General features: G+C 69.4%; 21 protein-coding genes. 4 read left to right on the top strand and 17 right to left on the bottom strand.

From position 1 onward, the window contains the following. Positions 1-78: 78 nt before the first annotated feature. The 8 genes from ACLM5J_RS14760 to rimP all read right to left on the bottom strand — a co-directional run bounded on the left by ACLM5J_RS14760 (position 79) and on the right by rimP (position 11,331). Positions 79-3,909: a CshA/CshB family fibrillar adhesin-related protein gene (locus ACLM5J_RS14760; protein ID WP_413657201.1), complete on the bottom strand. Its 3,831-nt coding sequence runs from the start codon at positions 3,907-3,909 to the stop codon at positions 79-81. 125 nt (positions 3,910-4,034) lie between these two features. After that, entirely contained in the window at positions 4,035-4,973 is a 939-nt protein-coding gene (locus ACLM5J_RS14755) for a bifunctional riboflavin kinase/FAD synthetase (protein ID WP_413657200.1), read from the bottom strand. 67 nt (positions 4,974-5,040) lie between these two features. After that, the gene (gene truB / locus ACLM5J_RS14750) at positions 5,041-5,916 is read right to left on the bottom strand and encodes a tRNA pseudouridine(55) synthase TruB (RefSeq protein WP_413657199.1); all 876 of its coding nucleotides are present in this window, start codon (positions 5,914-5,916) and stop codon (positions 5,041-5,043) included. Then, positions 5,913-6,392: a 30S ribosome-binding factor RbfA gene (gene rbfA, locus ACLM5J_RS14745; protein ID WP_413657198.1), complete on the bottom strand. Its 480-nt coding sequence runs from the start codon at positions 6,390-6,392 to the stop codon at positions 5,913-5,915. The genes truB and rbfA overlap by 4 nt, the downstream gene beginning before the upstream one ends. An 89-nt stretch (positions 6,393-6,481) precedes the next feature. Further along, positions 6,482-9,355, bottom strand: a complete 2,874-nt coding sequence (infB, locus tag ACLM5J_RS14740) for a translation initiation factor IF-2 (protein WP_413657197.1) — start codon at positions 9,353-9,355, stop codon at positions 6,482-6,484. A 141-nt stretch (positions 9,356-9,496) separates the two neighbouring features. Further along, positions 9,497-9,808, bottom strand: a complete 312-nt coding sequence (locus ACLM5J_RS14735; protein WP_413657196.1) for a YlxR family protein — start codon at positions 9,806-9,808, stop codon at positions 9,497-9,499. A gap of 66 nt (positions 9,809-9,874) precedes the next feature. Beyond that, entirely contained in the window at positions 9,875-10,849 is a 975-nt protein-coding gene (gene nusA / locus ACLM5J_RS14730; protein WP_413657195.1) for a transcription termination factor NusA, read from the bottom strand. Further along, complete coding sequence (gene rimP / locus ACLM5J_RS14725) at positions 10,849-11,331, bottom strand: ribosome maturation factor RimP (protein ID WP_413657194.1); 483 nt, start codon at positions 11,329-11,331, stop codon at positions 10,849-10,851. The genes nusA and rimP overlap by 1 nt, the downstream gene beginning before the upstream one ends. Before the next feature lie 72 nt (positions 11,332-11,403). On the opposite strand from rimP, the gene ACLM5J_RS14720 reads away from it, so the two are divergent. The 3 genes from ACLM5J_RS14720 to ACLM5J_RS14710 all read left to right on the top strand — a co-directional run bounded on the left by ACLM5J_RS14720 (position 11,404) and on the right by ACLM5J_RS14710 (position 13,208). Continuing rightward, entirely contained in the window at positions 11,404-11,922 is a 519-nt protein-coding gene (locus ACLM5J_RS14720) for a hypothetical protein (protein WP_413657193.1), read from the top strand. Beyond that, the gene (locus ACLM5J_RS14715) at positions 11,919-12,326 is read left to right on the top strand and encodes a DUF4439 domain-containing protein (protein WP_413657192.1); all 408 of its coding nucleotides are present in this window, start codon (positions 11,919-11,921) and stop codon (positions 12,324-12,326) included. The genes ACLM5J_RS14720 and ACLM5J_RS14715 overlap by 4 nt, the downstream gene beginning before the upstream one ends. 354 nt (positions 12,327-12,680) lie before the next feature. Then, on the top strand, positions 12,681-13,208 hold the full coding sequence (locus ACLM5J_RS14710; protein ID WP_413657191.1) for a GNAT family N-acetyltransferase: 528 nt from the start codon (positions 12,681-12,683) through the stop codon (positions 13,206-13,208). Between the two features lie 127 nt (positions 13,209-13,335). Here the strand turns inward: ACLM5J_RS14710 and ACLM5J_RS14705 are convergent, their stop codons facing one another. Together ACLM5J_RS14705 and ACLM5J_RS14700 are read right to left on the bottom strand one after the other, a co-directional pair. Further along, the gene (locus tag ACLM5J_RS14705; protein WP_413657190.1) at positions 13,336-15,114 is read right to left on the bottom strand and encodes a proline--tRNA ligase; all 1,779 of its coding nucleotides are present in this window, start codon (positions 15,112-15,114) and stop codon (positions 13,336-13,338) included. A 62-nt stretch (positions 15,115-15,176) separates the two neighbouring features. Continuing rightward, on the bottom strand, positions 15,177-16,019 hold the full coding sequence (locus tag ACLM5J_RS14700) for a GNAT family N-acetyltransferase (RefSeq protein ID WP_413657189.1): 843 nt from the start codon (positions 16,017-16,019) through the stop codon (positions 15,177-15,179). 124 nt (positions 16,020-16,143) lie between these two features. Here ACLM5J_RS14700 and ACLM5J_RS14695 point away from each other — a divergent pair, with 124 nt between their 5' ends. Continuing rightward, complete coding sequence (locus tag ACLM5J_RS14695; protein WP_413657188.1) at positions 16,144-17,040, top strand: homocysteine S-methyltransferase family protein; 897 nt, start codon at positions 16,144-16,146, stop codon at positions 17,038-17,040. A gap of 10 nt (positions 17,041-17,050) precedes the next feature. Here the strand turns inward: ACLM5J_RS14695 and ispG are convergent, their stop codons facing one another. From ispG to ACLM5J_RS14660, 7 genes are read right to left on the bottom strand one after another with little or no spacing between them, the layout of a single operon-like run. Beyond that, positions 17,051-18,202, bottom strand: coding sequence for a flavodoxin-dependent (E)-4-hydroxy-3-methylbut-2-enyl-diphosphate synthase (gene ispG / locus ACLM5J_RS14690; protein WP_413657187.1), 1,152 nt, complete (start codon positions 18,200-18,202; stop codon positions 17,051-17,053). A 9-nt stretch (positions 18,203-18,211) separates the two neighbouring features. Continuing rightward, positions 18,212-19,588 (bottom strand): LLM class flavin-dependent oxidoreductase, encoded by a 1,377-nt coding sequence (locus ACLM5J_RS14685; RefSeq protein WP_413657186.1) that lies wholly within the window; start codon positions 19,586-19,588, stop codon positions 18,212-18,214. Continuing rightward, a complete protein-coding gene (locus ACLM5J_RS14680; RefSeq protein ID WP_413657185.1) occupies positions 19,588-20,718 on the bottom strand; it encodes an acyl-CoA dehydrogenase family protein in 1,131 nt (376 codons plus the stop codon). The genes ACLM5J_RS14685 and ACLM5J_RS14680 overlap by 1 nt, the downstream gene beginning before the upstream one ends. Positions 20,719-20,771: 53 nt before the next feature. Beyond that, positions 20,772-21,692: an ABC transporter permease gene (locus tag ACLM5J_RS14675; protein WP_413657184.1), complete on the bottom strand. Its 921-nt coding sequence runs from the start codon at positions 21,690-21,692 to the stop codon at positions 20,772-20,774. Next, on the bottom strand, positions 21,689-22,768 hold the full coding sequence (locus ACLM5J_RS14670; protein ID WP_413657182.1) for an ABC transporter permease: 1,080 nt from the start codon (positions 22,766-22,768) through the stop codon (positions 21,689-21,691). Before ACLM5J_RS14670 ends, ACLM5J_RS14675 begins: the two co-directional genes overlap by 4 nt. Then, the gene (locus ACLM5J_RS14665) at positions 22,768-24,291 is read right to left on the bottom strand and encodes an ABC transporter ATP-binding protein (protein ID WP_413657181.1); all 1,524 of its coding nucleotides are present in this window, start codon (positions 24,289-24,291) and stop codon (positions 22,768-22,770) included. The genes ACLM5J_RS14670 and ACLM5J_RS14665 overlap by 1 nt, the downstream gene beginning before the upstream one ends. Positions 24,292-24,293: 2 nt before the next feature. After that, positions 24,294-25,313, bottom strand: a complete 1,020-nt coding sequence (locus ACLM5J_RS14660) for a BMP family ABC transporter substrate-binding protein (RefSeq protein ID WP_413657180.1) — start codon at positions 25,311-25,313, stop codon at positions 24,294-24,296. Positions 25,314-25,404: the final 91 nt, after the last annotated feature.

The raw sequence follows: 25,404 nt of genomic DNA, 5'->3' as shown, positions 1-25,404 counted from the left end.
ATCAAGCAACTGTCTAGACCAGCTAGTTGGTCAGGGCAATCATTCAGGCTGAGTAGTGACCTATCTCACAACCCGAAGTCACTGCAGAGCGTTCGTTCCGCGCCGGGCTGTCCGACGGCGGCCCCCGAGCACGAACAGCAGACCTGCCCCCACCAGACCAACGCCCACCGTGACCCAGGCGCTGGCAAAGCCACCGGTCGAGGGCAGCACACCGGTGAGCGGACTACCACCATCGTCCCCGCCGTCGGTGCCACCGTCGACGCCGTTCTCCTGGTGCGGCAGCACGCCCGCCGTCGGCACCACGGCGTCATCCTGATCGCTGACCACCGGACCGGTACTCGCCTCGCCATGCGCCGTCGCCACGTTGATCAGGTCCTTACCGATGTCGGCGGCGCGGACCGGATAACTGGCCGAACACGTGGTCGAAGCACCCGGTGCCAACTCTTCCGCCGCGCAGGTGATCGCGACCCGCGCCTTGGCCAACATGTCGTCCGCGATCCGCAGGTCCACCACCGGGACCGCCCCGGCGTTGGTGACGGTGAAGAGGTACCGCACCGTCTCCCCCACCTCCGCCAACCCGTTGCTGTTGGCGTCGACCAGTTCGGCGTCCTTCGCCAGGACGAGAGCCGCGACCCGGTCGGTCGGCGTACGGGTCTCGTCCTGGTTGGAGTCGACGGGCCCACCCGCCCGGTTCCTCGCCGACGACGTCGCCACGTTGACCACCTGCCCGGCGGCCACGTCGTCCGCGGTCACCACATGGTCCTGCGACGGCGTGCACTCGGTGCTCTCCCCCGGCGCCAGATCCGTGCGCACACAGGTGATCGTGGCCCCGGCGTCGGTCAGCACCGGGTCCTGAACCGCGACCCCGCTCAGCCGGACCGTGCCGGTGTTGGTGACGGTGAAGCTGTACGCGATCGTGTCACCGACATCGGTGAGGCCCGACCCGTTGACATCGTTCGGCGTACCGGCCCGCTTCTCCAGCGCCAGGCTGGCGCGGGTGGTCAGATTGGTGGAGGTGTCGTCCCTGTTGCTCTCCACCGTGCCGGTCGGCGCCTTCCCCGAAGCGAGGGCGACGTTCTGCACGGTGCCCGCGTCCATGTCGTCCTGAGTGATCACGTACGGCGTCGCGGCACACGTCGTCGACTCTCCCGGCGCCAGCTCCCGGACCGGGCAGGTCACCTGGTCCACCAGCGTGTCGATCACCTCGACCGCGGTCACCGTCGTCGTCCCGGTGTTGGTCACCACGAAGGTGTAGGCGATGGTGTCACCCGGCTCGATGGTGCCGTTCTCGTTCAGATCGGTGGGAGCAGCTGCTCGCTTGTCCAGCAGGAGCTCCGCGCGCTGTCCGATCGGCGTGGAGGTGGAGTCCTCGGGGCTCGGCACCGGTTCACCCTGCGGATCGCTACCGGTCGCCGTCGCGGTGTTCTCCACCGAGCCCGCGTCGACGTCGGTCTGGGTGAGGATCCGGTGGCCGGTGCAGGTGGTGCTCGCGCCGGGCATCAGGGTTCGGGTCGGGCAGTCCAGCCCCGTCACCCGGTCGTCGTCGACGGTGAGCTCGCGCAAGGTGAGCTCACCGGTGTTGGTCACCACGAACCGGTAGTCGATCCGGTCACCTGCGTCTGCGCCGTTGCCGTCCAGGTCGAGGATCTCGCCGGCCTGCTTGTCCAGCGCCAGTGCGCTCGTCGGCACCGCCGGCGGCGGTAGACAGGCGGTGTTGTCGTCACGCGGGCCCGACTCCTGGTCGACGCCGAGGGCGACCCGGTTGAAGAGCCCCGCCCCCGGCCCGCCGCAGCTCGACGCCGCGGCGCCGTCCGCGTACCGGAAGGCGACGTCGAGCCGATAGACGTGGGTGCTCTCGCGCTCGATCCGCTGGCCCGACGCCAACGTGAACGGACCCGCGCCCGTCGCCCGCTGCTCGGCAGCGTCGTCCCGACGCCAGGAACCTTCGAGCACGGTGAGGTTCTCCGCGAACTGCGGAGTGTCGGCGAGGTCGTAGCTAGCAGCCTGCGGTCCGCTGTTGCTCACGGTGACCCGGTAGCGGGCGGTGAAGACACCCTCCGCCGTCGGGCCGGTGACCTCGACTGCCTCCTTCGCGACGTTCAACGCGGCGGGCTTGGCGGTGTTGATGACGGTACAGCGGACGATCTGGCCGTCGTTCAGCTCGGCGAGCTGCCAACGCGGCCCCGAGCCCGTGGCGGCGACCGGCGCGTTGTTCGCCGCAAGATCGACACAGCTGATCGCCGTGACATAGTCACTGATCGAGTTCGGGCTACCCGGTGCCATCGCGTCGGAGATCGCGTAGCGCGTTCCGGTCGCGACCCGACGCCGCTCGCTGCTGGCGGTGTTCTGCGCACCACTGGTCGTGGCCCGGATCTCGCCGGCGTCCAGACCGGTACCGGTCGCGTCGACGACGAACTGGTCGCCACGAGCGGTGCGGCCCTCGACCTTCTTGACCACCTCAAGGCGCGGAGCCGTGGTGACCCGGAGCTGGTGGTCCTCCACCTCACCCGCGTTGCTGATCCCCTCCGGCTGCAGCCGGTCCCCCGCGCCGACGATCCGCAGCCGCAGGAAGGTGCTCTGCACCCCGCCCTGGGGCAGCGGATCGGCCGGCAGGTCCCAGCTCAGCCGCACCGAGCCGCTCGCCGGGCAGTCCGGCGTTCCGGTGGACCTTTCGCCGTCCTGGAAGGCACCGTCGAGGTTCCAGTCGATCCACCCGGCGACCTTTCCGCCCAACGCACCACTGCGGGTGCAGGCGACATCGGTCGTGAAGGTGCCGCCCGGCGCCATCACCACCTGGGACGGCAGGCTGACCGAGTCTTCGTCGTCCGGTCCGGCCGCAGGTTGCGCGTCGTCACCGGTCGCGTCCGCGCTGTACGGCTGCGACAGCTCGCCGTCGGTGGCGGCGCCGAGTCGCGGCGTCGGCGGCGTCACGGTGGCCAGACCGAAACCATCGAACAGGTCGACGCCGCGATTGCTCGGGAAGGTGCCCTGGGCGACCGGGATATCGCTGCTGGTGTAGGCGAGCTGGGTCGCGGCGACGGCGTCACCGTAGCTCGCGGGAGCGTCACCGAAGTCGAGGTCGAGCGCCACGCCCAGGGCGATCGCGCTCCGCCCACCACCGGCGACGGTGACCTCGGTCGCCGAGCTGGCGTTCTCCATGAAGGCGACCACCGACGGGCTCGGCGACGTCGCGCCGGACGACTCGCACCTGGACGAGGCTGGACCGTAGAGGTCGAGCCGGTTCGTGCCCGAGGCGGCGGTCCCGGTCTCGGACCGCCGCGCAGTCGCCGAGTCCGCACAGGTGGCGGACCTGACCCGGTCCAGGATCCGCCAACGGGTCGGCTCGCCGGTCTGCGGGTTGGTTCGCGGGATCGTGGCGCCCACATGCTCGACGTTGCCCGCGGACGACTCGGCGTCGGCCATCACCAGGCCGGCCAACGGCATCGCCTGACCGTCCAAGGTGGCGCTGCAGGTGAAGGAGAAGGTCACCGTGTTGGCGACCTGCCGGTTGGCCAGGCCGACCACCATCTGGTTGTCGCCCCCGGTCCCGCCCCGGTTGTAGAGGTCGTCGAACCCATCTCCCTGCCAGCTACCGGACCGGTAGGCCTGGAGCAGGGCGCCCGTCCCGGAGCCGGCCGGGTGTTGGATGTTGCTCACCGTGCAGGTGACCGCCAACTCCTTGCCGGCGATCGTCGACCGCTCGGTGACGGTGCGGCCCGCGTTGGGGATCTCCTCACCCGCCCGTTGGCCCCACGAGATCCACTCGATCGCCTTGTACTTCGCAGAACCGGCAGTGGCCTGAACGGCGTCCGCCGGAGCGCTCAGCAGACCGGCGCCGACAACGGTCAACGCACCGGCGACCAGACTCAACACAGCAACAAGTCGCAGGCGCGACAGAATCGAAGTCACAGACTTCCCTCCCCCAAAGATCGTCCAGCAGGACCGTATCTATGGCGGAAGAAGTTGCGCCTACCCCAGATCGGGTAACTACGTCACCGGACGCCTGGCGGAGTCAGTCGTCGCAACGCTGAGGATCAGGCGCTGAGGATCTCCCGAGCCCGAGCGACGTCGTCGTTCATGGCGACGATCAACGACTCGAGCCCGTCGAAGCGCAACATGCCCCGGAGGTGGTCGACGAAGGTGACCTCGACCTCGACGCCATACAGTTCCAGGTCGGTACGGTCCAGGACGTAGGACTCCACCCGACGGTCCTTGACGCCCTCGAAGGTCGGGTTGGTGCCGACCGAGATCGCCGCGGGGAAGGTCTCCTCGGTGTCGAGGCGACGCAGCCAACCGGCGTAGACACCGTCCGCCGGCACACCACCGTCGTTGCCCACCACCAGGTTGGCGGTCGGGAAGCCCAGCTCGCGCCCGCGCTGATCGCCCAGCACCACGATGCCGCGGACCGCTACCGGCCGCCCCAACGCCTCCGCGGCACCCGCCACGTCGCCGGCAGCCAGGCAGGTCCGGATGTAGGTGGAGCTCCAGACCTGCGGGCCGCCGTCCAGCGCCACGCCCTCGGCGGCGAAGCCACGCTCGGCGCCCAACTCGCGCAGGGTGGCGACGTCGCCCGCAGCACGGTTGCCGAAGCGGAAGTTCGCACCGACCACCACGGCTCGCGCGGAGAGCGCGTCGACCACGATCCGGTCGACGAACTCGGCGGGAGACCAGCCGGCGACCTCTCGGTCGAACGGGATCACCAGCACATGGTCGACCCCGGCCTCACCGAGCAGCGCCGCGCGCTCCTCCAACGTCGTCAGCATGACCGGCGCGTGTTCCGGACGCAGCACCGCCATCGGGTGCGGGTCGAAGGTCACCGCGACCACCGGCAGGCCACCGAGCTGGTCGGCTACCTCGCGAGCGCGGCGGATGACCTGCTGATGTCCGAGATGGCAGCCATCGAAGTTGCCGATGGTGACGATGGCACCTCCGAGCTCGGAGGGCACCTCCTGCGGCGAGCGCCAGATTTCCACCCCGGCACTCTACGAGACTCGTACCCGTTCCACGCACTCGGGGCGAGTCAACGAGGCGAGAAGCGGCTCAGCCGACGAAGACGGCGACCGGCTTCGCACCCGAGCTGCTCGGCTCGTACAGGGCCAGGAACTCGCCGTCGGGGGCGAAGAGCGCCGTCGCGGTCGCCAACTCGAGGTCGAGGCGGCGCCCCACCCGGACCGACGACGCCTGCTCCTCGCTCAGGTCGAGCGCAGCGAAACTGCGCCGTGCCGCTTCGGCGATCGGGAGCATCACGAACTCGTCGTCCAGCTGTTCGATGGTGCGAGCAACATCGAACCCGAACTCCCCCACCGCCGTACGACGGAGCGCGGTCAGGTGGCCGCCGACCCCGAGTGCGAGGCCGAGGTCACGCGCGATCGCCCGGATGTAGGTGCCCGACGAGCACCGCACGGTGACGTCGACGTCCAGGAACTCCCCCTCGCGGCGGAACTCGTGGACGGCGAGCTCGTGGATCGTGACGGGCCGGGCCTTGAGCTCGACCTCCTCGCCGTCGCGGACCCGCTGGTAGGCCCGCTTGCCGTCCACCTTGATCGCCGAGACGGCGGTCGGCACCTGCTCGATCCGCCCCACGAAGGCAGCCAGTGCCGTGTGCACAGCGGACTCGGCGACGCCGGCCGCGCTGGTCTGCGCGGTGACCTCACCCTCGGCGTCATCCGTGGTGGTGGCGACACCGAGACGGATGGTGGCGTCGTAGCCCTTCTCGGTCAACATCAGGTGGCCGAGCAGGCGGGTCGCCCGGTTCACCCCGACGACCAGGACCCCGGTCGCCATCGGGTCGAGCGTGCCGGCGTGGCCGACCTTCCGGGTACCGGCCATCCGCCGGACCCGGGCCACCACACCGTGCGAGGTCAAGCCTTGGGGCTTGTCGACGATGACCAGCCCCGAGACGAGAGGATCGCTCATGCGGTGGGTTCGGCGTCGGCCTCGTCGGCTGCGTCGTCGGCCTCGTCGAGGTCGACCTCTTCACGTGGCTTGCGGTACGGGTCCTCGCCACCGGCGTAGGTCGCGCCGGCCGCGGTGGCGGCCACCTGCTCGTCGAGCTGCTTGGCGCGGGCCAGCACCTCGTCCAGGTGACGTGCCGTCTCCGGGAGGGCGTCACGGATGAAGTCGAGCGACGGCACATGCCGCATACCGAGCTGCTTACCGACCTCGGAGCGGATCAGGCCCTTGGCCGACTCCAACGCCGCAGCGGTACCGGCGACCTCGTCCTCGGACCCGAAGACGGTATAGAAGATGGTCGCCTGCTGGGAGTCGCCGGTCAGCCGGACGTCGGTGACGGTGACGAAGCCCAGACGCGGGTCCTTGATCCGTCGCTCCAACATCTCGGCGACGATGACCTTGATCCGGTCGGCGATCTTGCGTACTCGTGGGCTCGCCATGGTTGCTCCTTGGGAAGTTCTCTACTGCTGGGAACCCCTCGCCCGCCTGCGGAAGGATCCACAGGCGGGCGAGAGGGTCATACCGGGATTCAGCTGCGCGGGATCTCGCGCATCTCGAAGGCCTCCACGACATCGCCGAGCTTAATGTCCTGGAAGTTCTTCAACACCATGCCGCACTCGAAGCCCTCGCGGACCTCGGCTGCGTCGTCCTTCTCGCGCCGCAGCGAAGCCAGGTCGAGGTTGTCGGCGATGACAGCGCCATCGCGGAGCACCCGGACCTTCGCGTTGCGACGGATGACGCCGGAGGTGACCATGCAACCCGCGATGTTTCCGGCTCGCGAGGAGCGGAAGATGTCGCGGATCTCGGCCTGACCCAGCTGGGCCTCTTCGTACTCCGGCTTGAGCATGCCCTTGAGGGCCGCCTCGATCTCTTCGATGGCCTGGTAGATGACCGAGTAGTACCGGATCTCCACGCCTTCCTTGTCGGCCATCTGCGCCGCCTTGCCCTGCGGGCGGACGTTGAAGCCGATGATGATCGCGTCGGAGGCCGCGGCCAGGTCGACGTTGGTCTCGGTGATCGCACCGACACCGCGGTCGATGACCCGCAGCGTGACCTCGTCGCCGACGTCGATCTGCGCCAAGGAGTCTTCCAAGGCCTCGACCGAACCGGAGACGTCACCCTTGAGGATGAGGTTGAGCTCCTGGCTCTCGCCCTTCTCCATGGAGGCCATGAAGTCCTCGAGCGTGCGGCGGACGCGACGCTTGGCCTGCATGGCCGCACGCTCACGTGCCTCACGCTTCTCAGCGATCTGGCGCGCCATCCGGTCGTCCTCGACGACGATGAAGTTCTGGCCGGCACCCGGGACCGAGCTCAGACCCAGGACCATCGCGGGACGCGACGGCTCGGCGATCTCCAGCTCGTTGCCGTACTCGTCGAGCATGGCCCGGACACGACCGTGGGCCGGACCGGCGACGATCGAGTCACCGACGCGGAGCGTTCCGCGCTGGACCAGGATCGTGGCCACCGGACCGCGACCGCGGTCGAGGTGTGCTTCGACGACGAGACCCTGGGCGTCCATGTTCGGGTTGGCCCGCAGGTCGAGCGATGCGTCGGCGGTGAGGACGACAGCCTCGAGCAGCTTGTCGAGGTGGAGCCCGGCCTTGGCCGAGACGTCGACGAACATCGTGTCGCCGCCGTACTCCTCGGGCACCAGGCCGTACTCGCTGAGCTGACCGCGGACCTTGGTCGGGTCGGCCTGCTCCTTGTCGATCTTGTTGACCGCGACCACGATCGGGACGCCGGCCGCCTTGGCGTGGTTCAACGCCTCGACGGTCTGCGGCATCACGCCGTCGTCAGCCGCCACCACGAGGATCGCGATGTCGGTGGCCTGCGCACCACGAGCACGCATGGCGGTGAACGCCTCGTGACCCGGGGTGTCGATGAAGGTGATCGGACGCTCGTTGCCGTCGACCTCGGTGGTGACCTGGTAGGCACCGATGTGCTGGGTGATGCCACCGGCCTCCTTGTCGCCCACGTTGGCATTGCGCAACGCGTCGAGGAGTCGGGTCTTTCCGTGGTCGACGTGACCCATCACGGTGACCACCGGCGGGCGGTGCGCGAGGTCGTCCTCGCCGCCCTCGTCGGCACCGAAGTCGATGTCGAACGACTCGAGCAGCTCGCGGTCCTCGTCCTCAGGCGAAACCACCTGGACGATGTAGTTGAGCTCTTCGCCGAGCAGTTCCAGCGTCTCGTCGTTGACCGACTCGGTCGCGGTGACCATCTCGCCGAGCGAGAAGAGCATCTGCACCAGAGCAGCCGGGTCGACGCCGATCTTCTCCGCGAAGTCGGTCAGCGAGGCACCACGGGCCAGACGCACGGTCTCGCCGTCGCCCTTGCGGACCCGCACGCCACCGATGGTCGGGGCCTGCATGGCCTCGAACTCTTGACGACGCGCGCGCTTCGACTTGCGACCACGACGCGACGGACCACCCGGACGACCGAAGGCACCCTGGGTCTGACCGCGCTGACCGGGACGGCCACCGCCGCCGCCGGGACGACCGCCACCAGCGGGACCGCCACCGAAACCACCGGGACGAGCGGCACCGCCGCCAGCACCCGGACCGCCACGGCCCGGAGCACCGCCACCGGGACGACCCGGAGCACCGCCACGGCCACCGGGGCCGCCACGGCCCGGGGCAGCCGGACGCGCACCGCCGGGACCCTGCCCGAAGGCAGCCGGCGACTTCGGCATCATCGCCGGGTTCGGACGGGGCATGCCCGGACGACCCGGTGCGCCACCCTCACGGGAGGCCGGGGGACGCGGCGGACGCTGGTCGTTGGCGTTGCCCTGGCTGGGTGCGCTCGGACCACGGTCGGCCGGGGTCGGGCGCTTGCCCATGCCCTGGCTGGGCGCGAACGGGTTGTTGCCCGGGCGCGGAGCGCCAGGACGACCGACCGGACGCGGAGCCGGCGCACGGGGCGCGGGCTTGGGTGCCGAAGCGGCAGCAGGAGCGGTGGGCTCCTCAGCGGCCGGCGCAGCGGGCTTCTCAGCAGCCGGAGCGGCCGGCTTCTCCACAGCGGGAGCCGGCTTCTCAGCGGGCTTCTCGGCAACCGGAGCAGGCTTGGGAGCCGGCTTCGGGCCGGGACGCGGAGCTGCCTTCTTGGCCGGAGCGGGAGCCGCGGCGGCGGGCGCCGGCGCGGAGGCAGCCGGAGCTTCGGGAGCCGCCGGTGCCGCGGGCGCGGCGGACTTCGCCGGTGCCGGAGCGGCAGCAGGCGCGGGAGCAGCGGAGCCAGCAGCCTTCAGCTGCTCGCCGTACTCCTTCTTGAAACGCATCGCGACCGGGGGTTCCACGGTCGAGGATGCAGACTTAACAAACTCACCCATCTCCTTCAGCTTCTCGAGAACAAACTTGCTCTCGACGCCGAATTCCTTGGCGAGTTCATGGACTCGGGGCTTGGCCACGCTTCTCCTTCTGGCCCCGAGCCCTTGCCCCGCCTGTTGCGAGGTGGTGCGCCGAAGCCGTTAGTGGTTGTGCATGCTCATCGGGAAGTACTCATCGAGTGCTCATGAGCTGCTGCTCCAGTTTCATCTCGGTCATCACGGTCATTGTGGTGAGTTCAGCTGCGCCCGGACCAGGTCCGTGGCCAAGCTCCGATCGAGCCGTAAGGCTCGGGCGAAAGCTCGCCTGCGGACTGCTAGGTCGAGGCACTCCACATCCCGATGAAGGTAGGCACCTCTACCGGGGGCGGTGCCGCGGGGATCGGGCACGACAGCTTGGCCATCGACGTCCGATCCAGCCACGACTCGCAGCAACTCGTTCTTGGTAGCTCGCTTGCGGCAACCGATACAGGTGCGGACGGGACCGATGAGGGTCTCCGGATCCGCGCATGCATGTAGTCGTCGTTCACCAGCCACTTCAGCCAACTCTACTCCCCTAGGCGAGGTATTTCCGAACCGGCCACGCGCCGCGAGGGCACCCGCCTACTGAGCGGGGGCCTCGTCGGAACGGATGTCGATCCGCCAACCCGTGAGCCGGGCGGCGAGACGGGCGTTCTGGCCCTCCTTGCCGATCGCCAGCGAAAGCTGGAAATCGGGCACGATGACCCGCGCCGAACGCTCCTGCAGGGAGACGATCTCCACCGAGTTCACCCGGGCCGGAGAGAGGGCGCTGGCAACCAGCTTGGCCGGGTCCTCGGACCAGTCGACGATGTCGATCTTCTCGTCCTGGAGCTCAGCCATCACGTTGCGGACCCGCTGGCCCATCGGACCGATGCAGGCACCCTTGGCGTTGACGCCGGCGACCCGCGAGTGAACGGCGATCTTGGTCCGGTGACCCGCCTCACGGGCGATCGCCGCGATCTCGACGGTGCCGTCGGCGATCTCGGGCACCTCGAGGGCGAAGAGCTTCTTGACCAGGTTCGGGTGGGTCCTCGACAGCGTGATCTGCGGACCACGCATGCCCTTGCGGACCGAGACCACCATGCACTTGATCCGGGTGCCGTGCTCGTAGTTCTCGCCCGGCACGCGCTCGCCCGCGGGGAGCAGTGCCTCCAGCTTGCCGAGGTCGACCATCACGTCGTCAGGGTTGCGACCCTGCTGGATGATGCCCGAGATGATGTCGCCCTCCTTGCCGGAGAACTCGCCGAAACGCATCTCGTCCTCGGCGTCACGGAGCCGCTGCAGGATCAACTGCTTGGCGGTGGTCGCCGCGATCCGGCCGAAACCCTCGGGGGTGTCGTCGTACTCGGTGATCACATTGCCGTTCTCGTCGCGCTCCTGCGCGAAGACGGTGACGTGACCGGTCTTCTGGTTGAGCAGCACGCGTGCGTGCTGCTCGGCGCCGGGCGACTTGTGGTACGCCGTGAGCAGGGCCTGCTCGATGGCCTCCACGAGCACGGAGAACTTGATCTCCTTCTCCTGCTCCAGCTGCCGAAGAATGCTGAGGTCGATATCCATCAGCCCTGACCTCCCGTTCGGTTGAACTCGATCTGTACCAATGCTTTGGCGATATCCACATACGCGACGCGGGACTTGGTGCCGTCGACGTCGAGGTCGACGCCGTCCTCGTCGCTGGCCTGGATCCGCCCGGTCACTTCGCCGCCCTCGATCAAGGTGACCTTGACCAGGCGATCGGCGTTGCGTCGCCAGTGCCGAGGCAGGCTCAGCGGCCGGTCGACGCCACGCGAGGTGACCTCGAGGGTGTAGGGCTGTTCGCCCAGTGCGTCGGACTCATCGAGCACGTCGGAGACAACTCGGGTGGCCTCCGCGATGTCGTCGAGAGTCACGCCGCCGTCCTTGTCGCAGGCGATCCGCAGCACGCGGCGCTTGCCGGCCGGGGTGAGCTCGACGGCCTCGATGTCGAGGCCGAGCTCGGCCAGGGGGTCGTTCAGTTCCGCGATCACGCGGTCTCGGGTGGCATCCGCCTTGGGGGTGCTCACAGTCACGACCTCCTTTTTGCTGTTGTCAGGTCCCACCATAGCCAAGGTGGGGCCGGTAGCTAGAGTCAGCGCGTGCCCTCTCCCCCTTCCTCCGCTCAACTGGCGCTCACGCGCCGCTGGATGATCGGCGGAATCGCTGCGGCAGTGGCCGGCGTCACCGTCTCCGGCTGCGAGTGGGGCCCCGATGACGACTCCTCCTCCGACGGATCTGCGGCGAACCAGAACAGCGCCCGGACGGGCACCGATCCGGACGACGCCCTGGTCGATCAGGCCGTCACCGACCTGCTCGCGGCCCAGGCGATTGCCGCCCAGGCCGCCCGCCGGGCACCGGCTGCGGCGCGACGTCTGCGGGTCCTTCAGACCGGCTACGTCGCCCAGCTGGAGCTCCTCGGAAGCGCCCGGCCCGACGCCGCCGAGACAACCCCCGCGGGCGACGCGACGGTGGCCGCCGCGCTCACCCGGGCCCGCGCCGTCCAGGGGACCATGACGGGCTACGCCGGCGAAGCGGCCAGCGGTGACCTGGCCCGGGCCTTCGCCGCGATCGCAGCCGGGATCGCCCAGGCACTGGCGAGTTCGGGAGACACACGATGACCCACCCCCTGCAGTCCGTACTGGCCGGAGAACACGCCGCGATGTGGGTGTTGAGCTTCCTCGGAGGCCGGGTGTCACGGAGCTCGTCGGCTGCGCTGGCCGACGCGATCACCTTGTCCTACCGGACCCACCGCAGCCGACGCGACCAGCTGAATCTGCTGATCCGCGACGCCGGTGAGGAGCCGGTGGCGGCCGAGGTCGCCTACCAGGCACCCGCCGCCGCGACCAACGACGAGATCCGCGCAGCCGCCTTGGCCGTGGAGCAGGCCGGTACCGCCCTGTACGGCGAGGCCATCTCGACCACCAGCGGTCCGCTCCGTGCTTGGGCACTGCGCGCCCTCGCGGACTCCGCCGTACGCCAGCTCAGCTTCGGCGGACTCCCCGAGCCCACCCCCGGCCTCTAGCCGAACCGTCACCTGCACGCGCCGAACCGTCAGGCGTTCGTGTCGAACCGTCAACTGCACGCGTCGAACCGTCAGGCGTTCGCGTCGAACCGTCAGGGAGTCGCAACGCGACGGCGTCAGACCCTGGAAATGCGAAACGACTGGTGTTGGGGTAGCCCCGAGATCTGCCCCAACACCAGTCGTTCCTTGAGCCCGTTCTGCACCGGACGTTCCTTATCCTTTCGGAAAATCCCTGCAGTTCCCAGCAGATCCCGCTGCATCTTCTTGCACTGCAGAAAGCTGCAAATGTGCGCGAAGTGCGCAGTTCACCTTTATCAGGATGCGACGGCCTGTCCGATCTGCTCAGATGGGCAGATGCCCCTACGCTTTCCCAGCCTCGACCGGTACCCCGATTTCCTCGACCTGATCGCCGATTTCGACGGCGGTTCCCTGGACGGTTCCGGCTTCTGGGGCGACCACCGGCCGGTGTTGACCCCCGAGGGCTACCGAGCCTGGGTGGCGACGCTGCTCGCCGAGGGCAACACGGAGATCGAGCTGCCGGCCGGCCGGGTCCACTGCAGCTACTTCTGGATCACCGACGCCGACGATGCCTGGGTCGGCTTCCTGGCGCTGCGGCACACCCTCAACGACTTCCTCTTCGAGCAGGGCGGCCACATCGGCTACTCGGTACGGCCGAGCCGCCGCCGTGAGGGGCACGCCCACAGCGCCCTGCGCGAGGCACTCACCCGGGCGGCCGACCTCGGCCTGGACCGCGCTCTGATCACCTGCGACGACGACAACGTCGCCTCCGCCCGGACCATCGAGTCGTGCGGCGGCGTCTGGGAGGACACCCGTAGCGACAAGCGCCGCTACTGGGCCGCGACCACGCCGTCGGACCGCTAGTCCCGAGCGTTCTCGGCGAGGGGCCAAACGTTCGGCAGCGCCTCGCCGAACTGGCGCTGCCGAACGAAAAGCCCCTCTTTCGGTCAGAAAGAGGGGCTTTTCGTCAGGGACTATCGCCCGGGGGGCTTCAGGAGCGGAGGGTCTCCAGGAGGGTGGAAACGGCGTCGCTGACGGCGACCTCGGCGCGGTCTCCGGAGCGGCGGTCCTTGATCTCGACCACGCCGTCGGCCAGGCCCTTGCCGACCACGAGGATGGTCGGGATGCCGATCAGCTCGGCGTCCTTGAACTTCACTCCGGGGCTGATCTTTCCGGTCCGGTCGTCGTAGATCACGGTGACGCCGGCGGCGGCCAGCTCAGCGGAGAGCTTCTCGGCTGCCTCGAAGAGAGCCGGGTCCTTACCGGCGGCGACCACGTGCACGTCGGCCGGAGCGATCTCGCGGGGCCAGATCAGGCCGAGCTCGTCGTTGTTGTCCTCGGCGATCGCGGCCACGGCCCGCGAGACGCCGATCCCGTACGAGCCCATCGTGACGGTGACCAGCTTGCCGTTCTCGTCGAGCACCTTCAGGTCGAGCGCCTCGGCGTACTTGCGGCCGAGCTGGAAGATGTGGCCCATCTCGATGCCGCGCGCCGACTCCAACACGCCCTCGGTGCAGGACGGGCAGGCGTCGCCGTCACGGACCTCGGCGGCCTCGATGGTGCCGTCGCCCTGGAAGTCACGGACCGCGACCAGGTCGATCACGTGCTGGCCGGCGACGTCGGCACCGGTCACCCAGCGGGTACCGGCCACGATCCGCGGGTCGAGCAGGTAGCGGATCTTGGTCGCCGACTCCTCGCCGAGCACACCGGGACCGATGTAGCCCTTGACCAGCGCCGGGTGCTTGGCGAACTCCGCCTCGTCCATCGGCTCGACCTCGATCGGCTCCAACTGGCCCTCGAGCCGCTTCTGGTCGACCTCGCGGTCGCCAGGGATACCGATCGCCAGCGGCTCCCGGGTGCCGTCCGGGTGCTTGAGCACGACCAGCACGTTCTTCAGGGTGTCCCCGGCCGCCCAGGGACGGTCGTCGCGGGGGAACTTCTCGTTCAGGTGCGCGACCAACGAGTCGATGGTCGGGGTGTCCGGGGTCTGTTCGGCGTGTGCCGCGGGAGCGGACGAGAAGTCCAACGCCTCGGGCGCACGGACCTGCACCGCTTCTACGTTCGCGGCGTAGTCGCAGGTGGTGCAGCGGACGTAGGTGTCCTCGCCGACGTCGGCGCGCGCCAGGAACTCCTCGGACTTCGAGCCGCCCATCGCCCCCGAGGTCGCCTTCACGATCGCGTAGTCGAAACCGAGTCGGTCGAAAGTCCGGATGTAGGCGGCGCGGTGAGCGGCGTAGGAGGCGTCCAAGCCGGCGTCCGTGGTGTCGAAGGAGTAGGAGTCCTTCATGATGAACTCGCGCCCCCGGAGCAGACCGGCCCGCGGACGCGCTTCGTCGCGGTACTTGGTCTGCACCTGGTACAGGATGACCGGGAGGTCCTTGTACGAGGAGTAGAGGTCCTTCACCACCAGGGTGAACATCTCTTCGTGGGTGGGGCCGAGCAGGTAGTCGGCGCCCTTGCGGTCCTGGAGGCGGAAGAGGCTGTCGCCGTACTCGGTCCACCGGTTGGTGGCCTCATAAGGTTCGCGCGGCAGCAGCGCCGGGAAGCGCACCTCCTGGCCACCGATCGCGTCCATCTCCTCGCGGACGATCCGCTCCACGTTGTTCAGTACCCGAAGACCCAGCGGCAGCCAGGTGTAACCGCCCGGCGCGGAGCGTCGGATGTAACCGGCGCGGACGAGCAAACGGTGGCTGGGCACCTCGGCGTCGGCAGGGTCCTCCCGAAGCGTGCGGGCGAACAACTGCGACATCCGGAGGATCTGCGAACTCATGGCGCCAAGGTTATCGGCCCCGGGCCCGGGCTCCGCTTTCGCGGGTCACGCCGGGTCGCTGCTCAGAACATCACGGTGGTGAACCGTGCCGTCTCGACGAAGCCCACCTTCGCGTAGACGGCGCGCGCGGAGACGTTGAAGTCGTTGACGTAGAGCGAGACGACCGGGGCGATGGTACGCCGGACCAACTCCACCACCGCCGCCATCCCGCTGGTGGCCAACCCGCCACCGCGCCGATCAGGGACCACGTAGACCCCTTGGATCTGCGCGGCGCGCGCGGTCGCGCAGGCGACCTCGGCCTTGAAGACGACCCGACCGTCCTCGATCAGCGAGAACTGCCAGCCGCGGGCGATCAACTGCGCGACCCGCGCCCGATAGAGGTCCGAGCCACCGTCCTGCTCGGGCGAGACGCCCACCTCTTCGGTGTACATCGCGACACAGGCCGGATAGACCAGGTCGAGCTCGTTGCGCCCGGTCGGCGCCACCCGGGGGTCGAACGGGACGAGTGGCGCGTGGGCGATCTCGAGGTGCGGCTGACCGCGGCGCACCTCGCGCGCCGGGCCCCACCGCGGCCGAAGTCCCGTCCAGAGCTGCTCGACGGCGTCCTGGGGGCCGACGATCGTGGCGACACCACGGCGGTCGTCAAGAGCCTGACCCAGGTAGGCCTCGGCGTCGTCGGGACCGAAGTTGATCGGCACCAGGTTGGCTCCGACGTGCAGGGCCGAACTCAGTTCGCCGTCCACGAAACGGCCCCACACCTCTCCGCCGAGCCAACGCGGCTCCAAGGTGGTCAACCGCGCCCGATGCCCGGCGAAGACGTTGACCACCGGGTCGCGGTCGACCAGGGCCATGAACTCGAGCATGTCGCTGGGCCCGAGGACACGAACGCTCTGGGAGGACGACACGCTCAGACCCTAGGTCATCGCCCCTCCATGGGGGTTGACCGCACCGCCGGGTCAGGTGTGCGCTGGAGACTGCGAGGCGATCCGTCGCGGCAGTGACGGCGGGAACTGTGCGAAAGGCACCGCGATGCCGACCAGATATCTCACCGACGGCGGTCTGGAGACCGACCTGATCTTCTTACGTGGCGTCGATCTACCCGAGTTCGCCGCCTTCCCGCTGCTCGACTCCGCCGAGGGCCGGGCAGTGCTGGACGCCTACTACCTCGACTACCTGCGGCTCGCCGCTGCACTGGGTACGCCCTTGTTGCTGGAGACACCGACCTGGCGGGCCAATCCGGACCACGGCGCGCTGCTCGGCTACGACACCGCCACCTTGGACGCCGTCAATCGGGCCGCGGTGGATCTGCTCGCCGACCTGGCCGAGCAGCACGCCGCCGACCTCCCCGGGTGGCAGGTGGGCGGCATCGTCGGTCCCCGGGGAGACGGATACCGCAGCGCCGGCCCGGTAGAGCCGGAACGAGCGGCGGAGTACCACCGGGCACAGTTGCAGTCGTTCGTGGCGGCCGGGGCGCACCGGGCCACCGCACTCACCCTGACCGAGGTCGGCGAGGCGATCGGGGTCGTCTGGGCGGCGGACGCCGTCGGGCTGCCGGTGGCGATCGGCTTCACCGTCGAGACCGATGGGCGGCTCCCGGACGGCACCACGTTGGCCGACGCCGTCGCCGCCGTCGACGAGGTCGCTCCCCCGGCGCACTACCTGATCAACTGCGCCCATCCCAGCCACGTGCTGCGTGGCCTCGACGAGGGCGCCTGGCGGAGTCGGATCGGCGGCCTGCGCTGCAACGCCTCGGCGATGAGCCATGCGGAGCTGGATCAGATGGAGACCCTGGACGACGGCGACCCCGCAGGGCTCGCCGCCGACCAGCGGCCACTCCTCGACGCGTTCGGCGAACTCGAAGTGCTCGGTGGCTGTTGCGGCACCGACATCCGGCATGTCGCCGCGATGTGGGGTGCCGGCGCCTGAGCGCCGCGGGTCAGGAGACGGAGACGCTCGGCTCCGCGCCCTCGACCGGCTCCATCGACTCGGCGATCCGCATCGCCTCTTCGATCAGGGTCTCCACGATCTTGGACTCGGGCACGGTCTTGATCACTTCGCCCTTGACGAAGATCTGACCCTTGCCGTTGCCCGAGGCGACACCGAGGTCGGCCTCCCGGGCCTCACCGGGACCGTTGACGACGCAGCCCATCACGGCGACCCGCAGCGGAACCTCCAGGCCGTCAAGGCCTGCGGTGACCTGCTCGGCCAGGGTGTAGACGTCGACCTGGGCCCGGCCACAGGACGGGCAGGAGACGATCTCCAGCCGGCGCGGCTTCAGGTTCAGCGACTCCAGGATCTGGATGCCGACCTTGACCTCCTCGACCGGAGGGGCCGAGAGCGAGACCCGGATGGTGTCGCCGATGCCACGCGAGAGCAGCGCACCGAAGGCGGTCGCCGACTTGATGGTGCCCTGGAACGCCGGGCCGGCCTCGGTGACGCCGAGGTGCAGCGGCCAGTCGCCGGCCTCGGCGAGCAGTTCGTAGGCACGGACCATGACGACCGGGTCGTTGTGCTTGACCGAGATCTTGAAGTCGCGGAAGCCGTGCTCCTCGAAGAGGCTCGCCTCCCAGACGGCCGACTCCACCAACGCCTCCGGCGTGGCCTTGCCGTACTTCTCCAGCAGCCGCTTGTCGAGCGAACCGGCGTTGACGCCGATCCGGATCGAGGTGCCATGGTCGGAGGCCGCCTTGGCGATCTCCTTGATCTGGTCGTCGAACTTCTTGATGTTGCCCGGGTTCACCCGGACCGCCGCGCAGCCCGCCTCGATCGCCGCGAAGACGTACTTCGGCTGGAAGTGGATGTCGGCGATGACCGGGATCTGGGACTTCTTGGCGATCGCCGGCAGCGCCTCGGCGTCGTCCTGCGAGGGGCAGGCGACGCGGACGATGTCACAACCCGCGGTGGTGAGTTCGGCGATCTGCTGCAGCGTGGAGTTGACGTCCGAGGTGAGCGTCGTCGTCATCGACTGCACCGAGATCGGGTGGTCGCTGCCCACCCCGACCTTGCCGACCTGGATCTGGCGGGTGGTGCGTCGAGGTGCGAGCACCGGAGGCGGTGCTGCGGGCATGCCGAGGGAGATCGAGGTCATGGTCCCAGTCTACGAGCCGTCACCCCAGGCCGCCCGCCGGAAGCCCCGAGCCCGGTGCTCGTCGGGCAGGAACGGCCCCTGACCGAAGATCTTCTCGCGCAGCGTGCCCTCGCCGTACCGGTCCTGCATCAGGCCACGCGAACGGAGTACCGGGGCCACCTGGTCCACGAAATCCTCGAAGGTTCCCGGCGAGGTGACGTACTGCACGTTCAGCCCGTCGACGCCGGCGTCCTGCCAGGCCTCGATCTGATCGGCGATCTGCTCCGGGGTGCCGACCACCCGCAGGTTTCCGTACCAACGGACCAGTTCGCCGACGGTGATGTCCGTGCGTGGAGACATCGCGATCAGCTCGCCGAGGATCCCCTGTCGGCCTTCGGGGCGGCGCGCGATCTCCGAGATCGGCTCCACCGGGTCGTACTGGCTGAAATCATGGCCCAGGAAGACGCTCTGTTTGGCGAGGTTCGCCTCGATCGACTGGAAATCGGTGATCTCCTCGTGCAGACGGCGCGCCTCCTCCTCCGTCGAGCCGACCACGAAACCGAGGATCGCCAACAGCTTCACGTTGTCGCGGCGCCGACCGGCCTGTTCCGCGGCCCGGCGAACGTCGGCCACCACCGGGGCCGCGGACGCCGGGTCGAGCGAGTTGATGAACAGTGCCTCCGCGTTGCGCCCGGCGAATGCCCTGCCCCGCGGCGAGACCCCTGCCTGGACCAGGAACGGGGTGCGTTGCGGGCTCGGTTCGCACAGATGCGGACCGGTGACGTCGTAGAACGGACCGACGTGGTCGATCTGGTGGATCTTCGCCGGATCGCTGTACTGCTTGGTGACGCGGTCCCGCAGCACCGCGTCGTCCTCCCAGGACGCCTCCCAGAGCTTGTAGACGACGTCGGTGAAGTCGTCGGCGCGGGCGTAGCGGTCCTCGTGCTCCGGCAGTCCGCCCAGGCCCAGGTTCCGTCCGGCCCCAGGCAGGAAGGTGGTCACGATGTTCCAGGCGATCCGGCCCCGGGTGAGGTGGTCGAGCGTCGACATCTTGCGGGCGAAGGTGTACGGCGGTTCCTGGAGGATGTTCTGGGTGAGCACGAAGCCGAGATCACTGGTGGCGTAGGCCAACGCCGGGATCAGCTCGCCGGGGTCGTTGATCGGGAACTGCATTCCGCTGCGGACCGCGAGCTCGCGCGAGTTCGAGAACGTCTCGTACGGAGCCAACACGTCGGCGAAGAAGAGGGTGTCGAAGTGGCCACGCTCCAACAGTCGCGCGACATCGACCCAGTAGTCGAAGGAGTTGTACTCCAACTGCCGTGAGGTGGGCCAGGCCCACATGCCCTGGTCGTGGTGGGAGGCGGAGAAGATGTTGAAGGCGTTGAAGATCATCCGTGGTCGCGACATCAGGCACCTACCTGGGCGACGCCGAGCACCTGCTGGCCGATCAGGGTGGCCAGCACCTCGGTGGAGTGCGCCATCAGCTGTCCTGCTTGGGCATCGCGGAGATGACGCTGGATGGGCGAGCTCCGCAGGAAGCCTGACCCTCCCCCGATCCGCACCCCGAGTTGGGCGGCGTCGACGGCGATCTTGTTGGCCAGATACTTCGCTGTGCCGAGCGCACCCAGGGCCCCCGGGTCTCCCGATTCGCTGCGCCACAAGGCGATCTGGGTGAACGCATGCGCGGCTTCCAGGCGCGCATGGACGTCGGCGATCTCGTGCTGCACCCACTGCTGGTGGCTCAACGGTGCGTCGAGGATGATCCGCTGCTGGGCATGCGCGACCGCCGCAGCGAGCGCGGCGTCGGCGATGCCGAGGGAGATCATCGGCAGCCCCGCCCCGATCGGGTTGATGTCCCCAGGACCCATCGCCCGGCCACGCAGTTCGGCGCGAAGGACGGTCGCCTCGAAGGAGAGCAACTGGCTGCGGGTGGCGCGCAGACCCAGGGTGTCCCAGATCGGGATGATCGAGACGGTCTCGTCCGGGATCACCGCGAAGAACGCCGGTTCCCCGGCCACCGAGGCGTTGACGAGGAGATAGTCGGCGACCTCGCTCCCCGAGACGAACCGCTTGGCGCCGTCGAGGCGGAAGCCGCCCGGCACCGGCTCTGCGGCCTGCTGCGGGTTGAGAAACTGGTTGCCGCTGGTCGGTTCGCTGAGCGCGTTGGCGAACCGCTTGCCGGCCAGGAACTCGTCGGCGAAGAACGTGCCCTGGCTGTCGCGGGTGAGCTGGGCGAGTCCGATCCCCGCCCCGGAGTGCATCACCCAGATCGTGGCCGTCGACGGGCAGGCCGCGGCGAGGGTGCGAACGATCTCGCCGAAGGCGAGGTAGCTGATCCCGTCGCCGCCGAGGGCTCGGGGCAGGAACGCCCGGTCGATCCCGGCAGCGTGCAGGGCGTGGAGGTTCTCGATCGGCAACTCCGCCGCAGCGTCGAGCTCCGGGGCGCGGAGAGCGAACTCCGACGCCAACTTGTCGATGTCGCTGAGCAGGCGCTGTTCGAGGTCGCTGAACGGGTAGGGGCTGGTCGGGGCAGACATGTGACTTCCTTAGGGGCGGCACCGTGACCTCGTCGCGGTGCGTTCGGGGTGGGTCAGGCAGGACTGGCGAGGCTGCGGGCGTGCAGTGCCGTGCGCCGCCGAGCGGTCACGATCAGCACGAACAAGGTCGCCAGGTAGGGCAGGGCTTGATAGAGCTCGACCGGTAGTTCGACGTCGCGGGTCTGCGACAACAGGGCGAGCGAGTTGAAGACGGCGAAGAGCAGCGCCCCGGCAAGAAGTCCCCCGGGGTGGCGTCGGGCGATGATCACCACGGCCAGTGCGATGAAGCCGGTACCGCCGGTCATCTGCGGGGTGAAGCTGCCGATGTCGCTGAGCGGTACCGCCGCGCCACCGAGGCCCGCGAAGGCACCGGCGACGACGGCCGCGCCGAGCCGTACCTCGCGGACGCGGATGCCGCGTACCGCGGCGACAGCCTCGTCGTCGCCGACGGCGATCAGCCGGAGCCCGAGGCGGGTCTGGCGTAGGAACCACCAGACCAGCCCGACCAGGAGCAGGGTCAGCCCGAAGAGCGGGCCGGCGTCGGCGATCCCGGTACCGACCAGGGGCACCGCTCGCAGCCAGTCGAGGGCGAGGTGGGGCTGGACCGGAGCGATCCGGTTCCCCGACCCGGCGGGGGCCAGCGCCTGGTAGACGGCGATGCTCAAACCGCTGCCGAGCAGGCCGACAGCGATACCGGAGACGATGATGTCGGCACGCCCCCAGGCGGTGGCGGCGCCGAGCAGGAAGCCGAGCAGGGCTCCGGCGGCGACGCCACTGAGCAGCCCCATGACGAAGCCACCCTGGAGTGCGCCGACAACGCCGGATGCCGCACCCAGCAACATGATCCCCTCGATGCCGACGTTGAATCCGCCGCTGCGTTCGAGGATGATCTCGCCGAGTCCGGCGAGCACCACCGGGACGCAGAGGGTGAATGCACCGGCGATCACCGCGGTCCAGAAGGTCAGGTCGGTCATCGGACCTCCTGCACGGCGCGCTCACGTCGGGTCGCGACGGCCGGAAGTACCTGCCGGACCCCGACCACCAGCGCGGCGGTGAGCAGCAACACGCCCTGACCGACGGTGCCGATCGAGGCCGGGACCGTGCCGGTGGCGATCTGGATCCCGTTGCCGCCGGTGGTCAAGGAGGCGTAGGCGATGGCGGCCAGCACGATCCCGAGCGGCCGGTACCCACCGAGTACCGCGACAGCGATCCCGGCGAACCCGACGCCGGCGCTGACGGCGGGCTGCAACCGTCCGTCCACCCCGGCCAACTGCATCCAGCCGGCGAGGCCGGCAGCAGCACCCGAGACCGCGAAGGTGGTCAGCACAGCCCGGCCCGAGCTCAGCCCCAGCCGGGCTGCCAACTCCGGACGGGCGCCGTGCAGATCGACCAGGAACGACGACCGGGTCCGTTGCCAGTACCAGGCCAGTACGACCAGGCCGACCACCAGCAGCGCACCCACATGGAGCCGGCCGGGCAACGGCAGGATCGGCAGCAGTGCGGCATCCGGAAGTACCGGCGACTTGGGCGTCCCGGTGCTCGCCGGGTCGCGGAGGCTGGTCCGCAGCAGATAGGCCAACAGATAGCCGGCCAGGTAGTTGGCGAGCAGGGTGAAGAGGATCTCGTTGACTCCCCAGCGCACCCGCGCGAAGCCGGCCACCAGCGCCCAGCCCAGACCTGCCGCCGCACCGCCGACCGCGCCGAGCGGCAGCGCCAGGATCGGCGGGAGTCCGTCCAGGTTCAGGGCGATCCAGGCCGCGGCGATGGCTCCCATCACCAGCTGGCCCTCGGCGCCGACGGTGATCACGCCAGCCCGCAGCGCCGGCGCCACGCCCAGCCCGATCAGGACCAGCGGGGTGGCGTAGGCCAGCGTCTGCACCAGGTTGAAGCCGGTGCCGAAGGCGCCGCGATACCAACCCAGCATGGCGGTGTCCACGAATCCCCCGGTCGCGAGCACCAACGCAGCGAGCGCGGCCACCGCGGCGACCAGGTAGCCCAGGATCAGTGCAGTTCGCCGCGAGCGCACCTGTTCGAGTACGCCGACACTCATCACGCGGCCCGCCACGTGTCGGGTGCTCCCGGCGCCGCTCGGTGAGCCTCGGCCATCGCGGCGCCGACCCGTTGCAGGTCCCACTCCGCGATCGGGAACTCATCGACGATGCGGCCACCGCTCAGCACGACGACGCGGTCCGCCAGCGCCTCCACCTCGTCGAACTCAGCAGAGATCAGCAACACGGCGGCGCCGTCGTCCGCGACCCTGCGGACCGTGCCGCGCAGCAGTGCCGCGGCATGCAGGTCGAGCCCCTGGGTAGGTCCGTGCAGCACCACCACAGCGGGCGTCGCGTCCACTTCGCGGCCGAGCACCAGCTTCTGCTGGTTGCCACCGGAGAGGGAGCCGGCGCCGAGGTTCGGATCGGTCGGCCGGACGTCGAAGGCCGCGATCAGCCGGTCCGCGTAGCGCCGAGCTGCCCGCTTGTCGAGCCGCGCCCGGCCACCGAACTCCCGCGCATGCAGGCGACGGGCGATCGCCGAACCCCAGAGCGGCGCCTCGGCCAGGAGGAAACGGCTCCGATCCTCGGGCAGATAGCCGAGGCCCCGCTGCAGGGCGACCGCCGGACGGCCGGTCACCGGCACCCCGTCCACCAGCACCTCGCCGTGGCGGGGCACCAGGTGACCGGCCGCGGCGTCGGCCAACTCACGCTGGCCGTTGCCGGCGACCCCGAGCACGCCGAGGACCTCACCGCCGCGCACGGTCAGGTCGAGATCGGTGACGCCGTGGCTCGCATCAGCGCGGGCGGTCAGGGAACGCATCTCAAGGCGGGCCGGCCCCGGCGTGCGATCCCCGACGGACCGCTCCACCGCGGGCACGCTGCCGACCATCGCGGTGACCAGCTCGGCGTCACCGAAGTCGCTGACCCGGCCCTGCAGAGTGATCCTCCCCTGGGCCAGCACGGTGACGTCGTCGGCGACGTCGCGCACCTCGGGCAGCCGGTGCGTGACCAGGACGACGGCTGCACCGTCGTCGGCGATCTTCCGTACCTGCTCGAAGAGCCCACCGACCTGATGCGGCCCGATCGCCGAGGTCGGCTCGTCGAGCAGGAGCACCTGGGCTCCTTGGGCCAGCGCGATGGTGAGTTCGCCGAGCTGCCGCTGGGCCACACTGAGCTCGGCCACCGGTCGGTCCGGCGCGACCCGGACGCCGACCCGTTCCGCGGTCTCCAGCAGCCGAGCCCGGGCACGGCGGCGTCGGACCCGGAACTCGGGGCTGGCCAGCGCAAGGTTCTCGGCCAGGGTCATCGTCTCGACCAGGCTGAGCTGCTGGGCGACCAGCCCGATGCCGTGTCGCAGCGCGGCGCTCCGCCCCGACAACCGGCGCTGCACACCGTCGAGCAACAACGCACCGGAGCTGGGGGGCTCCAGCCCCGCGATCACATTCACCAGGGTCGACTTGCCGGCGCCGTTCGCGCCGACCACCGCATGGACCCGGCCCGGAGCCAGCTCCAGGTCGACGTCGCGCAGCGCCCAGTGCTCGCCGTAGCGTTTGCCGACGCCACGCAGGGAGAGGGCCGACATGGTCAACGCACCTCGGGGATGGTGACGGTGCCGTCGGCGAGGTCGGCGGCCAACTTCTCCACCTGGCCCTCGATGTCGGCGGGCAGCTCCGGCGCGGCCTGCACCGCGTGGAAGTCGGCCAGGATCAAGCCCCGGTTGGCGATCGTCGACTCGTAGCTGGTCTTACCGAAGGTGTCGTCATCGAGACGGTCGACGATCAGCCGCAGGGTCGGCGTGAAGTCGAGCTTGACCAGCCCGATGTTCACCTTGGCCGCATTCTGGCTGGAACCGTCGGAGGCCCCGAACGTGGCGATCCCGCCGTCCTCGGCGGCCGCGAGCACCCCGGAGGTGAACCCCTCGGCCCCGGTCACCACCAGCTTGGCGCCCGCCGCGATCTGAGCCTTGGTGGCCTGGTGGGCGAGCTTCGGGTCCTCCCAGCTGCCGGTGAAGACCGGCTTCAGTTCACGTGCCGAAGGATTCGCGGCCTTCAGGCCGACGCTGAGGTAGCGGTAGCTGAGCTCGTTGAAGGGCGCGAGTTCACCGTCGACCACGGCGACCGGCGAGAGCTGGGACTTCCCGGCCACCCAGCCGGTGAGGTAACCGACCTCGTCGAAGGCGTAGCTCCAGGTCTCCACGTTGGCGGTGGAGCGTTCCAGGATGTCGCTACTCCCGGTCGCGACGAAGTGCGTCTCGGGGAGCTCCTCGGCGACCTTGAAGACCGAGTCGGAGAAGCCGAGGCCCCAGCCGATCACCAGGTCGTACTTCTCGGCGGCGAACTGCCGGAAGATCGGCTCGGCGTCGGCGGGGTTGACCACCGACTCCCGGATCTGCGCGTCGAGGAGGCCCTCCTTCTCCAGGGCGTTGAGCGCGTCGGCGGCGTACTGGTTGAAGCCACCGTCGTTGGCGAGACCGCCGAGCACGACGGCCACCTTCAGCCGACCGTCGTCGGCGGTGGCGGAGCTTTCGCCCGAGGAGCACGCGGTGGCCCCAGCAGCAACGGTGACGAGGGCAGCGAGGCCGCCGAGGGTGGCGCGCAGGTTCATGGGGTTCCTCAATTCTTGGCAAAGTTGATTAACTTGATCGACTTTAATCGCAGGATGTCCGATTCCTCCGCTCTGCTCACCAGGTGGACAG

Source organism: Nocardioides sp. Bht2, assembly GCF_047308515.1.
In the GTDB taxonomy this organism is placed as follows: Bacteria; Actinomycetota; Actinomycetes; order Propionibacteriales; family Nocardioidaceae; genus Nocardioides.
Note: the sequence above shows the minus strand (reverse complement) of the source record. Positions and strands in the feature narration are given on the sequence as shown.